We start from the raw sequence: 24,299 nt of genomic DNA on the forward strand, positions 1-24,299 counted from the left end.
GTTAAGAAGATCATATCTGACATGATCAGGAGGACGGTTGATAAAATTAGATAATTGGATTAATATTTACAAGAATCAAGAATCAAGACATAGACTTAAGACATAAGACATAAGATTTAAGATATAAGACTTTTGGGTGCTGTTGTTTTGTCCCTTAGGGACACGATATTGCGGACATGTGCATAGTCACCGGGTGAATACTGCCGGATATGGAACTAACCTCCCGGTGACTATAAATAAAAGGTTCCTGCGGATTTACATAAATAATTCATTTTGTTGAACATGAAAATATCTTACAGACCGTTGATCAATTTTCGGAAATCATCAATCACATTGGGATCAATTATAAATGATGTTTTACCAATGCAGGCTGAATGCTTGTTAAGATAGACCTGATCTCTCTGACCAACGAAAAGAATTTTGCATCTCCAATAATTCTTTTGTCCATCAGTGTCAATGCTGTTTCCATTAAGCTCCCTGAAATCCACATTTTTTAAAAAAGTGATGATTGTATCCATATCCTGCCTGGCATTAAATGCATAAACCAGAGTTTCATCTAAAGGAGATGTAAGATCGACCTGTATGGATGTAATCTTTTCAGTATCCCACCCATGTATTCTGTTTTGGGCGAATCCATTCAAAACTGAACAGAAAATAATCAGAACTGCAATTACTAATGTTTTCATCTTTGGGTCATTTTGGTTAGAAAATAATGTTTACATAATTATGATGCTTGAATAGTGGTTTTTCCATAAAATATATTCTTAAAATTTATTTAATCGTGAATACTTAAAAGACATAAGAACCAAGACAATTTTGAACTTCATGTCACTCCGGACTATCTTTTCAGGGACAGCATTTAGTTGGAAATTGGATGTGGTTCATAGCATTGTTGTTTTTTGAGATATTTTCACGGGTGAATCTTCCGACTTTGCAATATTCACCCGGAGACTAACCTCCAGGGAGATGAGAATTAAGACACTTCGACAAGCTCAGTGTGAAATCAGGAATTGGATTCCTTATGTAAATATGGCATTCAACAGGTAAATAGCTTTGTTGGAGCTATGGGCACGTCCTCCTGGGGTTACTGAGTAGTCCTGATTTGGCAGGACGATACAGTAACAAAAATGACCCTGAAAGGGTCAAAGATTTGTAGCCCAGGGTGAGCGAGTAAGTGAGCGTAACCCTGGGTAACAAATGTTAGTTTAATCAAGGCCGGAAAATGTCACCTCAGATGAAATAAAAACAGTTCACGGCCGCATATATAAACGATAAATGAAAAAGGGACGTAGTGTGGACACTACGTCCAACATGGGGTGACTGGCAGTAAAATAACTCACCCCGGACCCGAACATCAACTTGCTAACATCAAACTGACCCCTCTCTTTTTCTTCGCTTTGCTTCGAAATAAAGAGGGGTAGACAATTATACATTGTGTTGTTACTTATAGATATAAGCCAGATCGACCCTGAAGGGGTCGTATTACTTTAGCCCGGGGTAAATGAACGAAGTGAATGCCACCCCTGGTAATAATTATGCAGGTCAATCAAGGCCGGAGAGAGTTACCCCTTTTGAAATTGAAACGCTGCACGGCCGCATATAAAGGACTAATGAAATAACGGTTGTAGAGACGCGATTAATCGCGTCTCTACTACGCCTAGCGATGATTTTAAAATCACATCATTAAAAAAATGCAAAGTACGACCGCACGTCCAAACGAATTGCTGCAATACAAGCATTTATAGTTCTCAGGTTCAACCTGAATTATTTGCTCAATGCATCAATGATAAGGCCTGAGGCAACTGCTACAATACTAAACGTGATCATTCCCAGTAAATAGCTGAATAATCCTTTTACATAATTGATTATTTTCTTCTTGTCAAAAAATTGTCCGATGCCCCAGGTAATATACAGAAAGCCAAATACGTATCCTTTATCCCTCATCTTAAACGTGAAAATGGAATCCATAATTCCAAAAACAGTGAAGATTAACATGCCTACACCCATGATAAAACACAACAGGATAAGGATTTCGAAGAAGTTGTATTTATACTTCCTGAAGAACAGACGGATCCATAAAGCAATAAAAACAGCCATTAATATGTTGGAATAGCCATAGTGTGTCGAGACCCACTCAAAAATTGTGCTTACTGCCGTTTCACCTCCAATAGAGTAATTTATATAGCCATCTTCAAAGTGCAGCAATTGTTGAAAAATGGTATAGATCAACGATGTGGCAATGATAAAAACGACAGGTTTTACCAGGCGGTTACGGTCTTCGGTGATAAACTTCCTGATGTTGATTCCCGGACGTATCATCAGTTCCTTGATGGAATACAGGATCCCCTTTTCAAAGCTGAGTACGCTTCCTATTTGGGAAAGGACATAATGCCCGTTTATGCGTTTTAACTCCCGCGGCTGTCCGCAGTTTGAACAATAGTTTCCATAAAGTTCACTGTTGCATTGTCTGCATTTGTCGGGGGCCTTAAGCTCTGGCATATGAATACTTTTTTTGTCTAAGTGGTGTTATGAGTTGGAATGTTTAAATCTATGGAATAAATAATAAATAAACAAGGTGCAACCGCAAACTCTAAGTGATAATGCTTTGGATTATGCGGCACGATAATGTTTTAGGTTCATAGTTTTACTTAAGAACCTGGTCGGAATATATAAAAACAGTGAGTCAGATGAGTATGGTCACCTTTTTAGTTATTCAACTCCTGTATTCTGAATAAATCATACAGTTTTTTATTATACGGATAATCCCAGCAGCCCATTCTATGGTAAAGATTTCCACCAAACCCTTTCTTATACACATGTACGCCATGCAAAGGATGGTTTGTATTCAGGTTTGGAGCTGATCCAAACATATCATATTCAGTGCACCCCCAGCTTTTAGCCAGCTTTATGGATTCCCACTGTAGGGCATAACTTGCCATCAGGTTATTTTTACCGGATGCAGAGGCACCGTAAAGGTAGGTTCCTCGTTTATTGGAGAGCACCAAAAACATGGAAGACAGAAATTTTCCATCTAAATCGGCCATTAACATCTTGACTGTTACACCTTTCTTGCTGTTGTCCTGATTCCTGAATATAGTCGAAAAAAACTCCTGTGTTTGCAAAGGCAGATTATGTCTGATTGCGGTTTCGCGATACAGACTGTACCAAATATCCATATGTTCGATTCCATATTCACGGACCCGAATATCGTTTTTGAATGCTTTCTTTACGTTGTATCGGGTGTTGTACCTCATATTCTGAAGTAATTCCTGCTCCTTAAGTTTCAAGTCAAGGAAGAATGTATTTTTAGGTAAATTATCTTCAGTACTTTTTTTCAAATTCCAGGTATTCGTTTTAAAGTTAACTCTGTATTCCTGGGTTTGGCTTGAAGGAGGTCCCAGCCAATTACCGGTATTATCAAAATATTCTTCTTCTGCAGCCCATTGGTTTTCCCAAATCAAATCATACCGAATAAATATGCAGTTTGGAGGAAGAAAAGGACGTATGGATTCGGATAATTGTTCCAGGAATAATCCCTGGTTTTCGAATTCTGGTTCTAATTTGGGGCCATAAGGCACATACGCAAAACAATTGCTGGCATCAACGTACTTTATTAACACCAGCAGATCATCATTCTTTTTTTCAAGTACATTGGCATCGGTACGAAGTAAATCTTTTGATATCGATAACTCAAATCCTTTTGGTAAGAATCCCTGATTAAACTTTATACGTCCCCAAAAAGGATTTTGAGGTAATATGTTTGTTGGTTTGAGTTCTTCGATATCTTTTGTCTTAAACTCACAAATCATCCTTTTTTGCTGCAAAGCTAAAGAATCAAAACGCAATATGAAATTGTCGGGGGGAATTCTGTTTTCACCAATAAGCGGGGCAGGAGTTTCTGTCGTTTTGGGATGACCCGGGCAAAGGTATTGGAATATTGCCTGATAGCAGATTAATAACGGGTGAATATCCTGTGATATAATAATCTCTCAAAACAACAGATTATTATCCAGTTCGGGATAGTGCCAGGTTTTAAGCACTTTATCTGCCGGCTCAGAGCTCTGCATAAAATCATGGCGAATGGTCCTGAAATCCAGATTATCGTTATTCTCCTGATTCAGAATCTCCACAATATCTCTGTGATTCAGTTTTGAATTGATCCAGCGCTTTTCATTCCCAGGCGAGAGAATTACGGGCATCCGTTTCTGAATATTGTTTATTTCAGACATTAATGGATTGGCAGCTTTTGTAAGGATCGAGAAGGTATGAAATGATTTGTTCCCCATATCGGTTCCCCATTCTGAATAAATACCGGCAAACGCAAAAACATCCAGGTTTTTAACAAATACATAATGCGGATACTTCTTGTTCTCATATTGTTTCCATTCAAAAAATCCGGTCGCCGGAATAAGACATCTGTGGTTTCTGATGGGAGTTTTAAACGATGGTTTCTCAAAAATTGTTTCGGCTCGTGCATTCAACGTATTATTACGCATTTTTTCAGCCTCTTCAAGAGTTCGTACCCAGTCGGGTATTAATCCCCAGTTCGCCATAATAGCTATTGGACCGTCCTGATTTAAAATGACAGGGGCCTGTGGATGAGAGAACCCATTGAAATGTATGAGTGGTGTATAATCTTTAATTAGATCACTCGTAACCCCAAAACGTTTGCTTAACTTCCTTACATTAGTTGCCAGAGAATAATGAAAGCACATACATCAAATTTTGTTACCTGGTACAAAAGATTTTACTCCCTCAATATTTTTACCTCATCATAGAACGGAATCTATATTAAAGAATGCTGATAAATATATGACATTTTTGTATAAATCAGTAAGTCAGGTGTTTGAAAACATACTTTTAGAATCTATCCGGTTATATGATACACTAGTATAAAATGTAATATAAGCTGTAAAAATACTGTCACTATTATTATCTTTGCGCTTTGTAAATTTTAACGCAGGAAACACCATGAAAGATTTTAAACGAACCCTTATCACAACAGCCTTACCATATGCCAATGGCCCCGTTCACATCGGACATTTAGCCGGTGTTTACGTCCCAGCCGATATTTATGCACGGTATATGCGTATGAAAGGTGAGGATATATTGCTGATAGGTGGATCGGATGAACATGGTGTGCCGATTACGTTAAAAGCCAAAAATGAGGGTGTCACACCTCAGGATATTGTGGACCGGTATCACGGGATCATAAAAAAATCGTTTGAGGATTTCGGAATCACCTTTGATATTTATTCGCGTACCACCACACCAACGCATTACGATCAGGCTTCAGGTATTTTCAGAACCCTGTACGAAAAAGGGGAATTCATTGAAAAGACCAGTGAGCAGTATTACGATGAGGAGGCCAAACAGTTTCTGGCTGACCGCTATATCACCGGGATTTGTCCGGTATGTAAAAAAGGTGGTGCCTATGGGGACCAGTGCGAAAGCTGCGGCTCATCGCTTAATGCAACAGATCTGATTGAACCTAAATCAGTAATTTCGGGCAGTAAACCGGTTCTGAAGGAAACCAAACACTGGTATCTGCCACTGGATAAATATGAACCGTTTCTGAAGGAATGGATCCTTGAGGGCCATAAGGAGTGGAAAAGCAACGTGTACGGGCAATGTAAATCGTGGCTCGACATGGGTTTACAGCCTCGTGCGGTAAGCCGTGACCTGAACTGGGGAGTTCCGGTTCCGGTGGAAGGAGCAGAAGGGAAGGTGTTGTATGTATGGTTCGATGCACCTATTGGCTATATCTCTGCTACAAGAGAACTGACTGATGACTGGAAGACGTGGTGGCAGGACGAAAGCACACGAATGCTGCACTTTATAGGAAAAGATAATATTGTGTTCCACTGCATTGTGTTCCCGACTATGCTGAAAGCGCATGGAGATTATATACTGCCGGAAAATGTGCCGGCCAATGAATTTCTGAATCTGGAAGGTGATAAAATTTCTACCTCCAGAAACTGGGCGGTATGGTTACACGAATACCTGGAAGAGTTTCCCGGAAAACAGGATGTATTGCGCTATGTGTTGACTGCCAATGCGCCCGAAACAAAAGATAATGACTTTACCTGGAAGGATTTTCAGGCCCGCAACAATAACGAGCTGGTTGCCATTCTCGGCAACTTTGTGAACCGGGCTTTGGTGCTGACCCAAAAATATTATAAAGGTGAGGTGCCGGTTGCAGGTGAATTGACGGATTATGATAAACAGACCCTGACAGAACTGAAGGGAACAAAGGCCAGGATTGAAAAGTCCCTGGATAGTTTCCGTTTCCGTGAAGCGCTGTTCGAAGCCATGAACATTGCACGTTTAGGGAATAAATATCTGGCGGATTGTGAGCCATGGGCTCTACAGAAAACTGATCCGGAACGGGTTAAGACTATTATGAATATCAGTCTGCAGATTACGGCTAATTGTGCAATTGGCTTGTCTCCGTTCCTGCCGTTCAGTTCAGATAAACTAAAAGGGTTCCTGAATGTGGATGCACTTAGCTGGGATGATCTGGGTAATGCGGATTTGTTGGAAGCAGGGCACACAATCAGTAAACCCGAACTGTTGTTTGAGAAGATAGAAGATGAAGTGGTTGAGGCACAGATCCAAAAATTGATGGATACTAAAAAAGCAAACTCAGCCAACGAGATAAAGCTGGAACCGGCCAAGCCTAATATCGAATTCGACGATTTTGTGAAAATGGATATCCGTACCGCAACCATACTGGAGGCAGAGCGTGTTCCTAAAACGGATAAGCTGATGAAACTGAAAGTGGATACCGGAATCGATCAGAGAACGGTAGTTTCAGGTATCGCAGAGTTTTTTAAGGCAGAAGAGCTACCCGGTAAAAAAGTCTTAATTCTGGCCAATCTGGCACCGCGTAAAATACGTGGCATCGAAAGTCAGGGTATGATCCTTTTGGCTGAGGATGACAAAGGTAAACTGGAATTTGTAGCACCTGAAAATCCCATGAAACCTGGTTTTGTGGTCAGGTAAATAAATATAAGAAATAGTAAAGCCTCAGCCATCCGGTTGAGGCTTTTTTATGCATTACTGTTTATAGGGTTCATTAAGAGTATAATAAAGCCGGAATTTGAAACTTAAATATTTCAAAACGGATAACATTTGCAATATTTAGTTTCAAAATTACAAGTTATGTCAGCTTTAGGATCTGTCCAATCGATGAAAAATGCTCTGGAGAATGACAAAAAAATGCGTTCCCGGCATGCAAGCATTTAAATCTTATACCACGTATTATTCGGATAGTAGTTTCTTTTCTATTTTGGTAGCATTCTGAAAAGTGCGTAAATGAGGAAAAGTTATCCTGAATTATTTATATACGGCCATTATTAAATTTCTGGACGCAATTGATTAATTCAATATGAAGAGTAAAAAAATAGCTTTAACCATTTTGCTCACATCCTTCTAATGCTATTTATTCTATTATTACTTTTTTTGTTCCTGTTTGATCTTTGCTAACAACTTTAATGAAGTATATTCCCGGATCCTGTCGGCTTAAATCGAGTATCGAAGCAGTAGAGGTTGTTTTCCCTGAAAGGATTTCTTTTCCTGTATTATCAAATACTGAATAAACGGCATCTGCGGTACTTATAAGGTGAATCATTCCGCTTGTTGGGTTTGGATACACATCAAATTGCAGCGCTGTTGTATGTTCAATGGCAGTATTTGTTTTTGCTGCCTGTGTAAAATTAATCACAGCTTCCTGACCACCCAGCGTACGGATCATCATTTTGTTGGTTCTGACAGCACCAGTGGTATTGGCTCTGGCAAAAACAAGTAATTGCTTGTCGCCATAACCTTTAGACGGAGAAAATACAAGCCATGAAGGATCTTCCACTCTGATATTCCAGGTTGCGTTACTTGTAATAGAAACCTCTTTATAAATGGTGTCGGTATAACTGAAATTTACATTCTCCTGTGATACAGCAAAAGTTTCTTTGTAGGAAGATGCATACCATCTTTGACAGTCAGAGTTCGTATTTGACCACAATTTAACCTGATAATCAGTAGTGTATGCATTAGGAATTTCAAAGATCTTATCCGATCTTGACGGATAAATCAGTGTTTTTCCATTTGGTGACTGTACAAGTCTGAATTTCTGGTTTATTGCACCAGAATACGATGATGTGAGCTGAATGGACTCCTCATTGTTGGCACCTGTTGCTTCAATGTAGCGCGTAGAATCAGCGTAACTACGAATGGTATATTCGCCTGTTCCCAGAGGTGTAAACAGCCATTTCTGTGTTTCCATCGCGTAATTATATGCATACTGGTACAGATCGGTCGAATTAATAGAATGGTTTTGTGCATCCAGTGCTTTGGAACTGAGGGCATTTTTAAGTGAATAATACCCTTTATCCAGAAAATCGAATGAAATGGAAGGCCATCCGTCTGCTCCCCATTCAATCATACCGAATCCAAGCGTTGGACCGCCCATATAATTGGCTGCTTCGCTGGGATAATAACCGTTCGGTGAATAGTAATGGAATGTTATGTATTCAACGCCGTTTTCTTTAAAATATCCAACATGACCCGGACCGTAATAGCGGTCATCAAGGCCACGGCTGTTATCATGCCTGAAAAACAGGGTGCCTCCGCTGGGGGCACTAATAACACGCATGGCTTTTCCTGACTTGTCAAGAAATGGTCCTCTTGGACTTTTGGATCGCCCCATAACAATATAGTAGGTACTTGCTATTCCATTACAACAACCTCCTTTATTATAGAATAAATAATAGTAACCGTCGTGATATATCTGACAGGCACCTTCTCCTTCACCATAATTATTGCTGCTTGGACCGGTCCATGAATTGGCAATGGAAGTTCTGCCTGTTGGTTTAGGTCTGCCTGTTATCGAGTCGATCTCATAAACGTTAATTCCATCTCTGTTGAACGATCCATAGCTTAGCCAGATTTTATTATCCGGTCCGCGCATAACGGACGGATCAATCGCGTTAATATAACCTCCGTTGGAATATATACCAATATCACCCTGGTCAATCCACGCAAAGTCGGGATCTGCAGGATCGAGTGTTTTATTGACGACCACACCGATACATGAACTCATGGTACCCCATACCGAACATGAGTAATACAAATAGTATTTATTATTCATGTAAATGATGTCGGGTGCCCAGAAATTACCCTCGAACTCTGCGGTTGATGTCTTGGCATAATTCAGGATCCAGGATGGAAAGTCCGTTTTGGTAAATGGTGTAGGTCCTGCTTTCCAGGTAACAAGATCTGTGGAGTACATGGAATATATGCCGTCACCGGTTCCGAAAATCCAGTAAACATCTTTACATTTTACAATGCTGGACGGATCATGTATTCCGGCAGGCCAGTTCTGTGCAAAAACAGGAAGGCCTGAGTTCATAATAATATACAGTAAGACTACAGTTAAGTAGGAGGTTAAGCGTTTAAATCTGTCCATAGCAATAACGTAATAGTATTGGTTTATCCTTAATTAATCCAATGGTTCACCGATACAAAAATATAAAAAGCTTTGGAATTCCCTGTATTTCATTTTTTTATGTTGAAAATCACCTGGTTGCTTCATTTTTAATCAAACTTTTATATCTTTAATGCGGAGTATGAAATTTGATTGGTTTAATACTTCAATTCAGATCGTTTTATTACTGAACGTCATTCCTTTATTGCATTTACAAGACAGCTGCGGCATTTTTTCTGAGCTTGATAAATCTGTAATGTTACAGTTTTTTGAATGTGGAATACTACACTGCTAACTAATAATAATTGTTGTTAATTAAATATACTATGAAACGCTTTGGTACACTTTTATGCATTTTTCTTGGTTTGATTCCTGTGTTGAGCATTGCTCAGACTCTGCCTCCGGCATCGGAGATTTTATCTGATATGGAGCTGGCAAACAATTATTTTATGGCTAAATGGCCTGATCCGGGAGCTGATATTGTTACGGATAAAGTAAGACCAAGTAACCTCTGGACACGTGCCACATATTATGAAGGTCTGATGGCCATGTATTATGTCAGTGAAGATAATACCTTATATAATTATGCAGTTGATTGGGCGGAGAGCCACGACTGGAATCCAACCTACGGCAATTTGTATACCCGGGACGGGGATCATCAGTGTTGTGGTCAGACTTATATTGAATTGTATTTACTGGATCCTAAACCGGAGAAAATAGCTCCTATCACGACAAATATTGATAATATGATCAACACCACAAAAATTGATGACTGGTCGTGGATTGATGCCATACAGATGTCAATGCCGGTTTTTGCCAAACTGGGTGTGGTTCATGATGATCCGAAATACTTTAATCGCATGTACGAAATGTTCAGTTATACGAAAAACCAGCATGGTACAAACGGATTGTACAATCCGGAAGATGGTTTGTGGTGGAGGGATAAGGATTTTGATCCGCCGTATACCACACCCGATGGTAAAGCCTGCTACTGGTCAAGGGGCAATGGTTGGGTGTACGCGGCCCTGGTTCGTGTGCTGGACGTTATTCCTGAAACAGAAACGCATTATGCCGAATATCTTGATGTTTATAAAGACATGTCTGCCGCATTAATCAATTGTCAGAGAGAGGATGGGTTCTGGAATCCAAGTCTTGTTGATCCGAATGATTACGGCGGAAAAGAGACATCGGGAACCGGATTTTTTGTATACGGACTGGCATGGGGAATGAACAAAGGGATTCTTGATAAGGAAACCTATATGCCTTCAGTAATAAAGGGCTGGAACGGATTACACAGTGATGCATTGCATGATAACGGATTTTTGGGTTGGGTTCAGGGAACCGGAAAACAACCTTCAGACGGACAACCCTTATCTTACGATAAAGAGCCGAATTTTGAAGATTTTGGTCTGGGCGCATTTTTGTTGGCCGGAGCCGAAACATACAAACTGGCTCAGGTTACTTCTGCATTGAATGAACTGTCTGCTGTGCCTTTCGGTGTAAATGTACGCAACAGCGCAACTGGCTTACAAATCATGCTTCAGGTCAATCATGCGGGAGACTATTCCATGGCACTGTATGATATTAATGGCAGAAGATTAAAGGAGGTAATAACGAATCAGAACCTGATGGCAGGCCCTCAACTGATATCCCTGAAAACGGATGCTTTAAATTCAGGTATCTATATTCTGCAAACAAAATCAGCGGATAACTTAGTTTCAACAAAAATTAATTTGGTAAGATAGGTAACAGAATTTCATTGAAGGGATTTTCTCATTACATAAAGATGTTCATATTCTTTATATAAACTGAAGCCGGCTTTTTCATACATCGAGAGCGGTCCTTTATAGTGTTTCTCGCACGACAGGTCTCCGTTACCCGGATAGGCTTCCATAAAGTCAAAATTTTTATCCGAATAATCTGCAATGGCTTTTTGAAGCAACCGTGTTGCTATTCCCATTCTACGGTAGTCCGGATGAATCACAAAACAGACCACTGAACAGATATTTTCTGTCCGATCGACCTTGATTTTTCTGAAACGTTCCAGTGAAGGGAAATTATTCCTGTTGTTGATGTTAAGCCATGCAACAGGTTTATGTTTATCAAATGCCAGGTAACCTGTCATTGTCCCTTTTTCAATCAGTTTTATAACGGCAGTTCTGTTGTTATCCTTTGTCCAGTCCTCAGAAGTCCCTGTAAAATAAGATTCGTAGCAGTAACAGTTATCCCAATCCGGATTTTCGGTAAACACCATAGTATCAAAAAAACGGAGATAGTCGACCAGCAATTCCGGTGTAAGTTCATTAATGGTAATATTCATTAGGTGAATCAAATTTCAGGTTATAATACATCCGAGTTCGCATTACTATTGACAAAGGTATTTATTTTTGGTTGCAGGAACCATATCCCAATAGGGTAGAACCATATCAGGAAAAATTCTCCGATAAAATCACCAAAGGATACTTCCCTTTGATATTCAATCGTTTTAATTGTTTTAGCAGCGAAATACTGGATGTAAAGAATACAGAATATCGCAAAAAAATGGAAAGGTAAAAGGGATAAAACAAGTGTAAGTATTTTTACCGGATCCGGTTCTGTTTCCATGGCTGTCAGATCGCCAAAGAATATGGAAATTGCCAGTATTAAAAGTAGCAGATAAACCATGGGAATAAAAAAGAAGACTTTAAATCTGTTGACTTTCATCGTTACACCCTCAGGTAGTTTGTTTTGCAAACCAGTAGCAACGGACCATATCCAGGCATAGAATATCGCTGCGAACACAAACATTATTATGGGTATAAACCTCATATGCTCTATAAAATCTGCGGGAGGTGCCTGCGGATTTGAAATGATCTCAGACATCATGGTGATCATCATTACAATTTGCATTACAAAGGGAATCCCAAAGGTTAGCAGAAATATTTGCCAGTGTTTTGCTTTAAGGAATCGTTCAGTCATAGCATTGTATATTAGGAAATAGAATTTTTTCAAAAACAGTTAACAAGATACAAAATTACAGAACCTGATCAAATACAGGAGGTTTAAAGATCATATACCGTTACCGGAATACCCTGATTTGTAAGATTCTCTGAAATAATAGGTTCAATTTTATTCCACTTACCTCCGGCTAATCCACAACCAATGCGTGGCATGTGCACGGAAGCTTTTAGTTTTTGAGCTTTCTTCTCCAGTTTTTCCATCCCCAGGTAAACTGCTTTATACCGTATTGGTGGTTTCCCGTTTTCATCCGGAACAACATCTCTTTGACCAATCATATTAGCCACCCATATGTCAGGTTCAACCTGAACCATCTGTACCTCTCCCAGTTTGAAATTTTTACCACTCCTGAACCATTCCATATAATTTTGTTCAGGTAGTTTCCATCGCCGGGACAGTGCCAGGACGAATCCGGCTCCCCATCCTCCAATATCATTACAGATATGTACAATTATTTTAGGTCCACTTCCCTGTGGTTTTGTAGCATCACCTTTTACATAAGTAATTGTTTGCATAACTGACTCAACTTTGGATAGATTAAATTTACGAAATTAAGTTTAAATAAGATATAAGACACAAGATATAAGACACAAGATATAAGACACAAGACACAAGACATAAGACACAAGACACAAGACATAAGACACAAGACATAAGACATATGTACGTCCCTGATATAGGTTGACCACTTAAAAAAATGATTCATGTTTTATGTGAAGACTGGAGTCCGTGAATAATGGATTGCTAAAACGGAAAATAAAGGAGGTGTAGTCTGTTATTCTTCAGGGAAAAGGAGAGACGTCCATTTTTTTGCATTAGCTACAGGATCAAACATCAGCATCAGGTTCTCATGACGAATTTTGATGTGATCAGGACTGAAATTAATATGCATAAATTCGTCAATCGTTTTGATCAGGTCATCAGCAGTATCGGCAATTTCGCATAGTGGTTCCAGCCCCGTACCGCTCACCATTGGAGAATTCACAATACAAAACCTGCCATAGTACAACGATTTAAGTAATTTCAATTTAAGACCTGTTGCCTGAAAAGTTACAATCAGATTGATATGTGCTTCCCGGATCAGATTCAGCATTTCTTCTTCCGGGGGGTCAGCGATCAGTGTAACATGGTCCAGTTTTTTGATTACTCGTTTAAGTCGGTTTGATGGATTCATGCCTGCAACAATAAATGGCGTTTTTATACGGGTAAAAACATTCTTAAGCAGAAACATTACGGCGTTTTCATTTTCAGGAACACTGAGCTTTCCATGATAAAAGATGTACTCTCCGTATCCCGGCAGGCTGTCAATTTTGCGGGTGGAATGCGACGATGGTATAAGTTCTATATTGGGATAAGTAGCGTTGTAATGATCGTAATCATTCGGCGAAATGGTGACGACATGATCCGCTACCGTTATTATTTTTTCATATCGCTTAAGTTTAAAACCTTCGATAAGGTTATACAACTTTCTCCATGCATTTTTCTCCGCTTTTGCCAGCTGGTAGTAATACTCATATTCAATATTGTGCATTCTTACCAGTTTTGTTCTGCCTTTCAATCGCGGATGATTAAGGTATGCCGTGGTGTGCAGTCCTTCGAATAAAATAGGGTCGGTGTCCCGGAGAAGGTTATAAAGCAGCTTTTTATCTATCCTGGTTTTAACAATAAAAGGCATAAACGAAAAGAAATTTCTGATACTTATTTTACGTTTATAATAAAAAATACTGTCGCAATATTCTTTAAGCTCGGGCGCCTCCGTACGGTTTGAATAAAAGGCATGCAGTGTGATCCTAATCCCACTGTTATTTAGAGCCCTTATCCGGTTAAAGATATCAATTACACCCCCGTAATTTGCGGGGTAAGGTATATCCAAAGCGACTATATGTATCCGCTTTTCGTTCAAATCTGTCGTGTCTTCTCTTTGAGCCAGGTCACCTCATCCGGTTCAAGGTGTGATGACAAAGCATTGTAAACCAATTTATGATAGTTGTTCACCCATTCAATTTCTTTGATATCCAGAAGGTTCATGTTGATCATTCTCAGATCGATCGGGAAAAGTGTCAGGGTTTCAAATCCCAGAAATGAACCAAATTCTGTTGTCATTTTTTCTGCAATATACACCATGTTTTCCACTCTTAGTCCCCATTTACCTTCGCGGTATAATCCGGGTTCAATGGTGATGACCATACCGGGTTCAAGCACCACATCGTTTCCTTCCTTACGTATGGTTTGAGGCCCTTCATGTACATTCAGATAATGCCCAACACCATGACACGTTCCGTGACCATAGTCAAGCCCCATGCGCCACATGGTTTCACGCGCCAGAATATCCAGCTGAACACCTCTGGTCCCTACCGGAAATACAGCATTTGCAAGGTTAATATGTCCCTGTAGTACCCGTGTAAAATCATTTTTGGCCTGTTGATCCACTTTCCCGGTAGATATGGTTCTGGTTATATCGGTTGTTCCGAACAAATACTGACCTCCTGAGTCCATCAGCAAAACCCCATCTTTCTCAATTTTTGCACTACCTTCAGCAGGAGGTGAATAATGCACAAATCCGCCGTTCTCATTAAATGTGGCTATGGTGTTAAAACTTTCGTCCATAAATCCTTCCTGAAGTGAACGAAAATGCTTCAGTTGAACCCCAATATCATATTCCGTTATGGTTTTTCCCTTAGCCATCGCCTTTTCAAACCATATCATGAACCGGGTCATGGCAATGCCATCGTTGACCATGGATTTTTTAAACCCTGATATTTCAACATTATTTTTAATGGATTTGAAATGGTTGACCAGCGATACCTCATTTTCAACTGTATGGGATTCCGCCATGGTGCTGTATACCGCATAGTTTAACGCACTTTTTTCGGTGATGTATCTGATATCGGTAGGCTGTTGACGTATAAAATCAAAAATGGATTCATATGGTAAGATAGTCACCCCTGATTTACTGAGCTTTGATTTAACGCTGTCTTCAATTTTTTTAGGATCAACAAATAAATAAGCTGATTCATGAGTAACGATGGCGTAAGAAATGATGACCGGATTATAGACCACGTCGTTGCCACGTATGTTATAGAGCCAGGCTATCTGATCGAGTGCCGAATATACGGCCATCCATTTTCCTGAGTATGCCTTACGCAGGCGCTCCAGTTTTTTTTGTGTTGCTTCGCCACTGTAATCAATGCTGAGAAGCATTGCAGGTTTAACGCTTTTTACCCCTGATTCGGATCTCATTTCAGAAAGTAAATCATGCCTTGTATCAAGATGTATATTCTTCTTCTGTAATACAGTTTGAATACGTTCCACTTCTGCGGCAGGAAATATCAGACCATTAAGACCTACTGTCTGATCCGGATCAAGATTCTCTCTAACCCAGTTGATGGGTTCGGGAGTGCCGGCAATTCCTTTTTTAAACAATCTGATACCCGATCCTTCAAGCTGTTTTTCTGCCTGTAAAAAATAGCGGGAATCAGTCCATAAACCTGCGTCATTCAGGGTAATAACGACGAAGCCCATTGACCCGGTAAAACCTGATATATATGCCCTTTCCGACCATTCTTCAGGGAGATACTCACTCATGTGCGGATCAGTCCCCGGAACAAGCCAGACCTGGATATTATGGTTGCGCATCCGGTTTCTGAGGTTTTCAATCCGTGTTGTTACTTCACTCATAATTGTTAGTTTAAAGCAATAAAACTTCTGTGTATTTATATAGGTTATATTTTATTTGATGCCTGCCAGATTCAGGTTGATATTCTCAAAACGTCCGATTACCGTTACGGCAGATTCCGTATTGGCATTGCTGCCAACAACACCATTGATCATTCTTGACGCCCCGTCTTCAATGGTTTTAACCGAAGCTGAAAGATTTCTGTCAACCACCAGTTCACAATATTTTATATCTGCATTAAGGTTAAAAGAGACAGACCGTTGAAATACCAGGTTGGTGAACACATTACTATGATCAATATTAATAGACTGAAAACCGGGCTTTTCATCGCCTAACCGAAACTTCCCATAATTTAAAACCGTTTCAAGATTCCGGGTCACATTATTAATGGTGAACTCAGAATACATGCCGTTAAGCTTTACATCACCCGCATTGTTGATATTAAAGTTGTCTGTTTCGGTAGAAATGTTCAGATTGTCACCGTCCTGAACAGTCCAGGTGGAAAATTCACTTTTAATAACGGCTTCATCGATGCGGTTCACGGCTACAATTGAATTTTCGCAATGGATGAGTGCATTGGCAATATAGTGCAGGGTTACATCGGCCTGAAAGAATGTGAGATTTGAAATGCGCTGAGGCTGAAACAGTAAATCTGTCCCATGAAGTTTGCCGTAATCCAGTGTTAAATTTTGTATGGTAAGCGGACCATTCAGAAATACATCACCGAACTTGTTTGTAAGGCTCCATAAAAGATAGGACGGAGCCTTTATATTGATCTCAGAATCGTATAAATAATTGGATGCGTAATCCGGGTCAACAATTAACTCTATGTCAACTTTTTGGGATGATCCGGAAACAGCGTAGTTAATGTGCGTAAAAAATGTTGAAGAATCAGAACTAAGATCCAGGTTTACAGAAAGATTCACATTGATGTAAATGGAATCAATATCGGCAAAGGTTATGTTGACGCTCCCGTGTTGATTATTCAGACGCACTTTTGCCAAAGAATCAACAGGGTACTCAAAATCTTTTTCATATGAAATATTCACGGAAAATACCTGTGAGCAAAACCCTGTTGTTAACAGCAGAAGCATAAATAAAAAGCGTGCTTTTATGCGATTCTTCATGAATACCATTTTATCCATCATAGTTACAAATATAATAAGATTTTAACCATTGAAGTTGTTCATTTTGAGAATAAGATAAATTAAGCAAGCGGTATTTTTGTAATCCTCTGTTTATTAAATAATACGTTAAAATCGGTTTAACAGATATATAAAAATGCAGGTTGTTAAGGTTTTTTAATAATTTAACAACTGAAACGAATTTTCATTATTGAATTATAAGTCTAATTTTACAGGTCGCAAAGGAAATACGGACAATTTTATAACGCTAAAAGTATCGGTTATGTATTGTTTTACTAAGGTCGTAAAGGTCTTTTTATTGGGAGTTATCCTGTTGTTACCTGAAGTTATTTATGCTCAGGGGACATTCAGAGGTGTAAATTTTAAATGGGGAGAATCCATTTTACATCGCTCTCCGGAATGGTATGAATCGAAAGAAGCCACGGATATTGCAGATAATGTTTTGCTGTACCAGTCAAAATATGGCGCATGGCCTAAGAATACCGACCTGTCAAAGAAACCGGATAAGGAAGTATTTAAGGAAATTGAAGAAAAGGGTGAAGCCAATACCATTGATAACAATGCCACAACACGTCCAATGCGGTTTTTAGCGTTGATGTATGATGCAACCGGACAAAAAAAATATAAAGAATCTTTTTTGAAAGGCCTTGATTATTTGCTGGAATCTCAATATGATAACGGTGGCTGGCCACAGTTTTATCCACTCAGGAAGCATGGCTATTATTCAGAGATTACGTATAACGACAATGCCATGATGAACGTGATGTTTATATTGCGTGACATTGCTCAGAAAAAGGCACCATTTGGTTTTGTGGATGAGAGTCATCGTGAAAAGAGTGAGTCTGCTGTAGAGAAGGGAATAGATTGTATTTTAAAGACCCAGGTAAAACAAAATGGTCGATTAACCGTATGGTGCGCTCAGTATGACCAGAATACACTGAAACCTGCATGGGCACGTAACTTTGAACCACCTTCATTATCAGGAGAGGAAAGCGTGGATATCGTCCGGTTCCTGATGGAAATACCGAATCCTTCTCCGGAGGTAAAAGTAGCCATTGAAGGTGCAGTTCAGTGGTTTAAGGATGTACAGATTACAGGTCTGGCTTATCATCATAAATGGGGTGAAAATGGCAAGCCGGATGCCTTTGTGGAATCAGATCCGGACGCGGCACCACTTTGGGCACGGTTTTATGAACTGGAAACAGATAAACCAATTTTTATTGGACGTGATAAAGTGATCCATTACAAATTAAATGAAATTGAACAGGAAAGACGTGGAGGATATGCCTATTACGGCAGATGGCCGGAGCAATTGTTAACCGAGGATTATCCGGTATGGCAGAAGAAATATGGAGGGAAGTAATTATTGTAACTAACAATATTGTGTTGGCAAACGTTATTAAATATTATTTGAAACATAAAGCTTAAAAATATGCACAAAGAAATGAAACTACAGGATATAATAGATTCTAAAATACTGGATGAACGGAAAGTGTTTATGTGGGGTGAGGTGGATGATGATTCTGCCAAACACGTCATTGAACGTTTATTGTATCTTGATATGGTTGCTCCGGGAAAGGAGATTCAGCTTATTATTAATAGTCCGGGTGGTTATGTCACATCAGGTTTTGCCATTTATGATGCCATCAAAGGTATTTCCAGTCCTGTTTCAACTATTTGTACCGGTCTGGCAGCTTCCATGGGATCTATTTTGCTCTCGGCGGGAGCCAAAGGACGCAGGTTCGTTTTGCCGCATGCCCGGGTGATGATTCATCAGCCGAGTGGTGGCGCAAGAGGGGTAGCCGCTGATATTGAAATTCAGATGGGTGAGATCATTAAGACAAAACAGCTGGGGGCAGAAATTCTTGCTGAAAATTGTGGACAACCGGTGGAAAAGGTAATGAAGGATTTTAACCGTGATTACTGGATGTCAGCAGAAGAGTCCATTGAATACGGCATAGTAGACGGAAAGCTGGATAAGCTGGTTTAGAATAGTTTAGTGTAAAATATATTACCCTGGTCAGGCTTTGGTTTGATCAGGGTATTTTTATGTGTTCAATCAAGCTATGGTCACTTAATTTTTTTTATTACTCTCCTTTCAAAGACCTTAATCACTTTTTTTCTGTAATCTTTCTCTGAATAATAAGGAGTACTCCTGTAGATACTTAAAAATTTTAATGTTGAGGTTGAGTCATTTCCATCAATGATGAAATCTGCCATTTTTGTGGCATAGTGAATGGTGTCGTTATTTTTAATTTGTTGTTCGTCAAGGAATACGGCCACCGTATCTCCAAATGTTTTTGATATAAACAGGTCTTCTTCTGAGTTATAATGAATCGCCATAATTTCAGGTGCTCTGTATATCTTTTTTGCTGATAAACTGTTTAATCTTTGAATCAGTAATTGCCTTGAAAAATCAAAATGATAAATTTTGTTGATCCCTGAATACTTTATTTTTTCTTTTCGAGATATGGTTGTTGCACAGAAAGCGAAAAGCGATATTACGGCGAGCAATCCTGGATTTATTTTGAGCGATTTGTATGGAGAATTCATGTAATAATAAGCCAGTGGCAACATTACGAGTGCCAGAAAATCAGTATAATCTACTGTTCTGCCTATAGGAATTCCAAAGTCTCTGAAAAAGCTAAATAAAAAATCAGCAACAGGTAATTTCCATAATATAAAGATGAAGCCTGTGAGCAGGAAAGGTGTCTTATTTTGTTTTGGAAATAATACAGATAAAAATAGAGGGAATATAAACAGACCACTCAGGTCCGATAATTTGCCGGTCAGCCAATTGCCAAATATTGTTTTTAAATAAAAATCATTCAGTAGTAGTGTGAACAAACCTATCATGAAAAGGGGAGATCTTAATATGCTGTATCGGTTTTGCATTTGTTTTTATGTACTATTCAATAACAATTTTCCATATATTCTGACCTGACTTTAACAGATAAAAACCTTTAGGTAAATTATCCACAGATAGGGTGGCACTATGAGTTTCTTGGTGATATTTTATTCGGTCAATATTAAGTTCTTTGCCATTCACATCGTAAAGTCTGAAATCCTGATTTGTGCCGGTACTGGTAATATATACCAGCCCATGACTGACCGGGTTCGGATAAATCTCTGAATTATTCCCCTGATTAATCAGCTGAATGCCTGTAGCATCGCCATTAAAGTAATGTTCGGCAAAGGCAAACGCTTCTTTTCCGATTGTCTCCCCAATAAGCCGCCCTGTAATGTCATCGCAGGGTGGATGTATGCCGCCCCAGATTCTGGAAAGGCTACACTGATCGGAAGCATCCCTGTAGGTAGCCCATTGAAGGGTGATATCCTGGCTGGGGCCTTCTTCGAATACCAGAAATTCATTTTTCTTTGCCACAAATTCACCCATGCCACCCGGGAAATAGGGGCTTCCCGTAAGAGCTGTAATAACTTCAGCAGCTGCCCTCGAATAAGTTGAATGTCCGGATACATAACCGGCAAAAGGAGGCGTAACAAAAGATGGTCTCTGATAAGGCCACCAGTTTTCGGCAAGGATCCAGCCAACACCTGCCTGATCCACTTCGGGATTGTTGATGTAGTGATGACCACGCCAGGCATACAGTTTTATTTTACCCACATTTTCATCGTGAGGTCCTGCCAGGGTATCACCTTTTTGCACAATTTCAATGAGACCGTCAATCAGTGGAATACCGTTAATGGTATAGTTATCCATCTCTGGATCGGTTGACTGACCCATATCGGCCATGTATCGTATTGCTGAAACAGGACGAATAAAGTCATACCATCCTTTTATCCCCCAGGATGTCACTGCAGCGTCGTGCATGGCACCACCAAGGGTGAAATACGATTTTACATCCCATTCCAGCTGATCGCCAAAAAAATCCTGTCCCTTGAACATGCGCTTAAACTCAGAATGGTCGCTGATGTAATTGAGCAATACAAACCAGTGTCCCGGTGGTGTTTCAGAATCAGGACCATCGGCCCAGAATTCGGCAAGAACACGGGTATAGTCTCCCCGTGGAACCACCTGGCTTTCGTAGGCTTTTCCTGTTACCGGATTTACCGTTCGCCCTTTGCCGGTATCACCACCATTTAAAAAATTGTAAAATTCATTGTGTTCTGTGATGCTTTTCGGTAATGTGTTAAAATCAATGTTTCCTATTGAAGCGGGCGAAATATCCCACATTACGCTGTCGCAAGGATTGAGATGAGAACTCCATACAGAAACCATGGAAAAGTTCCATTTGTAAAGATCCATATCTGACTCTTTCAGCTTCATTTTGTTGAGCATGGGTGGTGAACCGGGATCATGATATACGGTATAAAGATTTCCGTCTCTGGAATAACTGCTCGCGTCCTCATCTTTCAGTGCAAAAGGTTTTACATTGCCCCATTCCGGACTCAGAAAAGCCGGCGTGTTTTCGGATGTGATATTGCCCGCCTGATCAATAAATATTTCCAGCTGCAGCGGTTGCCACCTGTTTGGATCTGAGACAGACGGGTTCCCCGGCAAATTTGGAATCAGCGGTTCATTAGCCGGTTTGTAAAACGTATTAGCGTATTTATTAATTTCGTTGGAGCCATCGCTTAACCCGTAAACAATAATGGATTGGCCAATGAAATTTCCCAAAGCTCTGGGGTCACCTCCTGAATAGTTGGATGACGTATAATCCATATCATAATTGAACAGCTTCATGAGGGCATCAAACCGCTGTTGCGTTTCATCATGATGTGGTGAATTCTTAAACCGGTAACTTAACAGCCTGTAAGCGGCATAACTCATGGCGGTTTTTACCGCAACATCTTTGTTGATACCTGTACTAAAGCCGTTGAAGTTGTTAATGAAATTATGCAGTTCTTTTCCTATGAGATAGGTTTCTGCCTTGTCATCAAAAAGGGCCCATGCATCGTATAAGGCTATGCTTGTGTGAAACAGATTTCTTGCGTGAACGGTGGGACGGGCATAATCTTCACGGATGGCCTGTAACAGGGATTCGTTCCACATACGGGCGACAGAAATATTATCCGGTACATCCGTTGCATTAAGGTTCACATCCAGTACAACGGGCAGACTTGAACATGCATTTACTTCCCGGACAGATAGTCCACCTTTTTCAGCAATTCCCCATCTCACAGTCACCACTGAATCACCCTGACCTTCAATGATTTTCCCATTTGTAATTTGCCAGTAACAGGTGCTTCCTGGTGCTGAAGGATATGAATAGGTCTGTTCTGTGAGTACACCCGCCGTAGTATTGCCCTCAATTGCAAAACTTTCAAGGTATGTGCAGGAACCGTCGTCTAATGTAGCTGCAGGATCGTAACTGCATGAAGCCGGATCTGTACATCCGGGTATCTTTTTGGTATTTATGTAGATTTCATAATACCCGTAATCTTCGGTAAAATAATAAGATTTATTTGCCGGAATGTTGTAATATGTCTCCTTTAGACCGGAGGGCCAGGTTATGGTTAATTCTTCAATGGTATTATAGGATCCCAGGCCAAAGTGAACCGGTAACAGACTTTGAGCCATAATCGAAGAGCCATGTTTATACCGTGATAAGACCTGATCCTTAACTTTTACCTGAATAAGTGTCCCGATAGCATCGCGGTTTGAAGTTGTCCCTTCCAGATCTATGCTGACCCAATTTGAGGTATTTTTTGGTGCTGTCTCGATGCGCTGGTTTTCAAAGAACTGAATTTGTTTGTCAGTACTTCCTACCAGCATATCAAGGTCACCATCGTTGTCGTAATCGAACACAGCAAGGCTGCTGGAATAAGTAGATTCATCCAGGCCATAAGCTGCTGCTTTCTCTTCAAATTTTTCTTCGCCTGTGTTCAGCAGGTTTTCATAATATTTATTCGGGAATTCCAGAAAATAGCCATTCAGAACCATCAGATCCTGGTCCAGGTCGTTGTCAAAATCTGCAAACTGACAGGCCCAGGCCCATTCCGTCTTTTCAAGATACAGCTCCGGTGCCACATCTGTAAATGATCTGTTATCCATATTTTTATAGAGTGCACTCTCGTTGATGCTGGTAATAAACATGTCAGGATAGCCATCGTTGTTGTAATCGGCAAGGGCTAATCCCATACCGTCTTTAAATTCGTCTTCTATGCCGTATTCCGCTGCACTGTCTCTGAAAAAAGTACCCTTATCGTTGATGAAAAATTCGTTTGGCAGATCAAAGTCCTTTGCAATGTACAGGTCCTGGAAACCGTCACTATTAATGTCCCAGGGTATAGACATCCATGAAGCCTGCCCGGAAGGATTCAGACCAACACTGTCGGTGAAATTCGTAAATGTTCCGTCCGCATTATTTTTGTACAATGCCCCGGAACAGCTGAATACGCTGGTAATGTAAAGATCGGGATAACTGTCGTTGTTAAAATCAAACCAGAGGGCATGCGTACTGTAGCAGCTGTTTTTCTCTGTAAATCCTGCTGTTTTAGTTACATTCGTAAAGGTTCCGTCCTGATTGTTATGGTAAAGCTCGTAAAACAAGGCACTGGCCAGAAACAGGTCCGGAAAACCATCGTTGTCGTAGTCCCCCCACGAAGCACTCATCTGTTCCCCGAAACCAAAAGGACCGGGTACCGTTTCTTCAAAATAATTGTGTCTACTCACAATACCGGATTCTGCTGTTACATCGGTAAAACTGCCATCGTTATTATTTCGAAAAAGCTGACTGGCGACCGGAACATTTGTGATATTATTCCAACGGGAAACAATAAATATATCCCGATCATTGTCGTCATCGTAATCAGCCACAGCAATGCCATTATTGTTAAATGCCGATGATAAGTGACTTTGTAAACTTATTTCCCTGAAAGGCTGGGAATGCAGCATATTTGATGAACCAAAGGATAAAAAAATATAAGCAGCAATTATTTTAAGTGCAGAAATAGAATGAAGTAGTTGTATATATCCGGCTCTTTTCATGTATTTTAAACAGCATTGGTCACTGTCTGCATCATATTACATTCGGAT

General features: G+C 40.0%; 17 protein-coding genes. 4 read left to right on the forward strand and 13 right to left on the reverse strand.

Annotation, left to right across the window (positions count from 1 at the left end; genetic code table 11):
• Window positions 1-293 precede the first annotated feature (293 nt).
• The 4 genes from ACE1ET_RS05560 to ACE1ET_RS05575 all read right to left on the reverse strand — a co-directional run bounded on the left by ACE1ET_RS05560 (window position 294) and on the right by ACE1ET_RS05575 (window position 4,715).
• The gene (locus tag ACE1ET_RS05560; RefSeq protein WP_375727373.1) at window positions 294-686 is read right to left on the reverse strand and encodes a hypothetical protein; all 393 of its coding nucleotides are present in this window, start codon (window positions 684-686) and stop codon (window positions 294-296) included.
• Window positions 687-1,764: 1,078 nt separating this feature from the next.
• Window positions 1,765-2,499, reverse strand: a complete 735-nt coding sequence (locus tag ACE1ET_RS05565) for a DUF3667 domain-containing protein (RefSeq protein ID WP_375727374.1) — start codon at window positions 2,497-2,499, stop codon at window positions 1,765-1,767.
• 206 nt (window positions 2,500-2,705) lie between these two features.
• Window positions 2,706-3,809, reverse strand: a complete 1,104-nt coding sequence (locus tag ACE1ET_RS05570) for a lipid II:glycine glycyltransferase FemX (protein ID WP_375727375.1) — start codon at window positions 3,807-3,809, stop codon at window positions 2,706-2,708.
• 180 nt (window positions 3,810-3,989) lie between these two features.
• Complete coding sequence (locus ACE1ET_RS05575; RefSeq protein ID WP_375727376.1) at window positions 3,990-4,715, reverse strand: SOS response-associated peptidase; 726 nt, start codon at window positions 4,713-4,715, stop codon at window positions 3,990-3,992.
• A gap of 256 nt (window positions 4,716-4,971) precedes the next feature.
• On the opposite strand from ACE1ET_RS05575, the gene metG reads away from it, so the two are divergent.
• Window positions 4,972-7,005 (forward strand): methionine--tRNA ligase, encoded by a 2,034-nt coding sequence (gene metG, locus ACE1ET_RS05580; protein ID WP_375727377.1) that lies wholly within the window; start codon window positions 4,972-4,974, stop codon window positions 7,003-7,005.
• A gap of 439 nt (window positions 7,006-7,444) precedes the next feature.
• Here metG and ACE1ET_RS05585 read toward each other — a convergent pair whose 3' ends face one another.
• On the reverse strand, window positions 7,445-9,463 hold the full coding sequence (locus ACE1ET_RS05585; protein ID WP_375727378.1) for a family 43 glycosylhydrolase: 2,019 nt from the start codon (window positions 9,461-9,463) through the stop codon (window positions 7,445-7,447).
• A 344-nt stretch (window positions 9,464-9,807) separates the two neighbouring features.
• Here ACE1ET_RS05585 and ACE1ET_RS05590 point away from each other — a divergent pair, with 344 nt between their 5' ends.
• A complete protein-coding gene (locus ACE1ET_RS05590) occupies window positions 9,808-11,226 on the forward strand; it encodes a glycoside hydrolase family 88 protein (RefSeq protein WP_375727379.1) in 1,419 nt (472 codons plus the stop codon).
• Window positions 11,227-11,237: 11 nt separating this feature from the next.
• Here ACE1ET_RS05590 and ACE1ET_RS05595 read toward each other — a convergent pair whose 3' ends face one another.
• The 6 genes from ACE1ET_RS05595 to ACE1ET_RS05620 form a co-directional block, all read right to left on the reverse strand.
• Window positions 11,238-11,801, reverse strand: a complete 564-nt coding sequence (locus tag ACE1ET_RS05595) for a GNAT family N-acetyltransferase (RefSeq protein WP_375727380.1) — start codon at window positions 11,799-11,801, stop codon at window positions 11,238-11,240.
• Window positions 11,802-11,821: 20 nt separating this feature from the next.
• Window positions 11,822-12,439 carry a hypothetical protein gene (locus ACE1ET_RS05600; RefSeq protein ID WP_375727381.1) on the reverse strand — a complete coding sequence of 206 codons (618 nt, stop codon included), beginning with the start codon at window positions 12,437-12,439 and terminating at the stop codon, window positions 11,822-11,824.
• A gap of 83 nt (window positions 12,440-12,522) precedes the next feature.
• A complete protein-coding gene (locus ACE1ET_RS05605; RefSeq protein ID WP_375727382.1) occupies window positions 12,523-12,993 on the reverse strand; it encodes a macro domain-containing protein in 471 nt (156 codons plus the stop codon).
• 260 nt (window positions 12,994-13,253) lie between these two features.
• On the reverse strand, window positions 13,254-14,381 hold the full coding sequence (locus tag ACE1ET_RS05610) for a glycosyltransferase family protein (protein WP_375727383.1): 1,128 nt from the start codon (window positions 14,379-14,381) through the stop codon (window positions 13,254-13,256).
• Window positions 14,378-16,156: an aminopeptidase P family protein gene (locus ACE1ET_RS05615; RefSeq protein ID WP_375727384.1), complete on the reverse strand. Its 1,779-nt coding sequence runs from the start codon at window positions 16,154-16,156 to the stop codon at window positions 14,378-14,380. The genes ACE1ET_RS05610 and ACE1ET_RS05615 overlap by 4 nt, the downstream gene beginning before the upstream one ends.
• A gap of 51 nt (window positions 16,157-16,207) precedes the next feature.
• Window positions 16,208-17,281 carry a hypothetical protein gene (locus tag ACE1ET_RS05620; protein ID WP_375727385.1) on the reverse strand — a complete coding sequence of 358 codons (1,074 nt, stop codon included), beginning with the start codon at window positions 17,279-17,281 and terminating at the stop codon, window positions 16,208-16,210.
• 280 nt (window positions 17,282-17,561) lie between these two features.
• Between ACE1ET_RS05620 and pelA the strand changes: the two genes are divergently transcribed.
• Together pelA and ACE1ET_RS05630 are read left to right on the forward strand one after the other, a co-directional pair.
• The gene (gene pelA, locus ACE1ET_RS05625; protein ID WP_375727386.1) at window positions 17,562-18,662 is read left to right on the forward strand and encodes a pectate lyase; all 1,101 of its coding nucleotides are present in this window, start codon (window positions 17,562-17,564) and stop codon (window positions 18,660-18,662) included.
• Between the two features lie 81 nt (window positions 18,663-18,743).
• The gene (locus tag ACE1ET_RS05630; RefSeq protein ID WP_375727387.1) at window positions 18,744-19,289 is read left to right on the forward strand and encodes a ClpP family protease; all 546 of its coding nucleotides are present in this window, start codon (window positions 18,744-18,746) and stop codon (window positions 19,287-19,289) included.
• A gap of 80 nt (window positions 19,290-19,369) precedes the next feature.
• Here ACE1ET_RS05630 and ACE1ET_RS05635 read toward each other — a convergent pair whose 3' ends face one another.
• Both ACE1ET_RS05635 and ACE1ET_RS05640 read right to left on the reverse strand, forming a co-directional pair.
• Entirely contained in the window at window positions 19,370-20,155 is a 786-nt protein-coding gene (locus ACE1ET_RS05635; protein ID WP_375727388.1) for a hypothetical protein, read from the reverse strand.
• 52 nt (window positions 20,156-20,207) lie between these two features.
• Window positions 20,208-24,251: an FG-GAP-like repeat-containing protein gene (locus ACE1ET_RS05640; RefSeq protein ID WP_375727389.1), complete on the reverse strand. Its 4,044-nt coding sequence runs from the start codon at window positions 24,249-24,251 to the stop codon at window positions 20,208-20,210.
• Window positions 24,252-24,299 lie beyond the last annotated feature (48 nt).

It is taken from the genome of Quyinboa mangrovi (assembly GCF_042219825.1).
GTDB lineage: Bacteria > Bacteroidota > Bacteroidia > Bacteroidales > UBA5342 > JBHJHP01.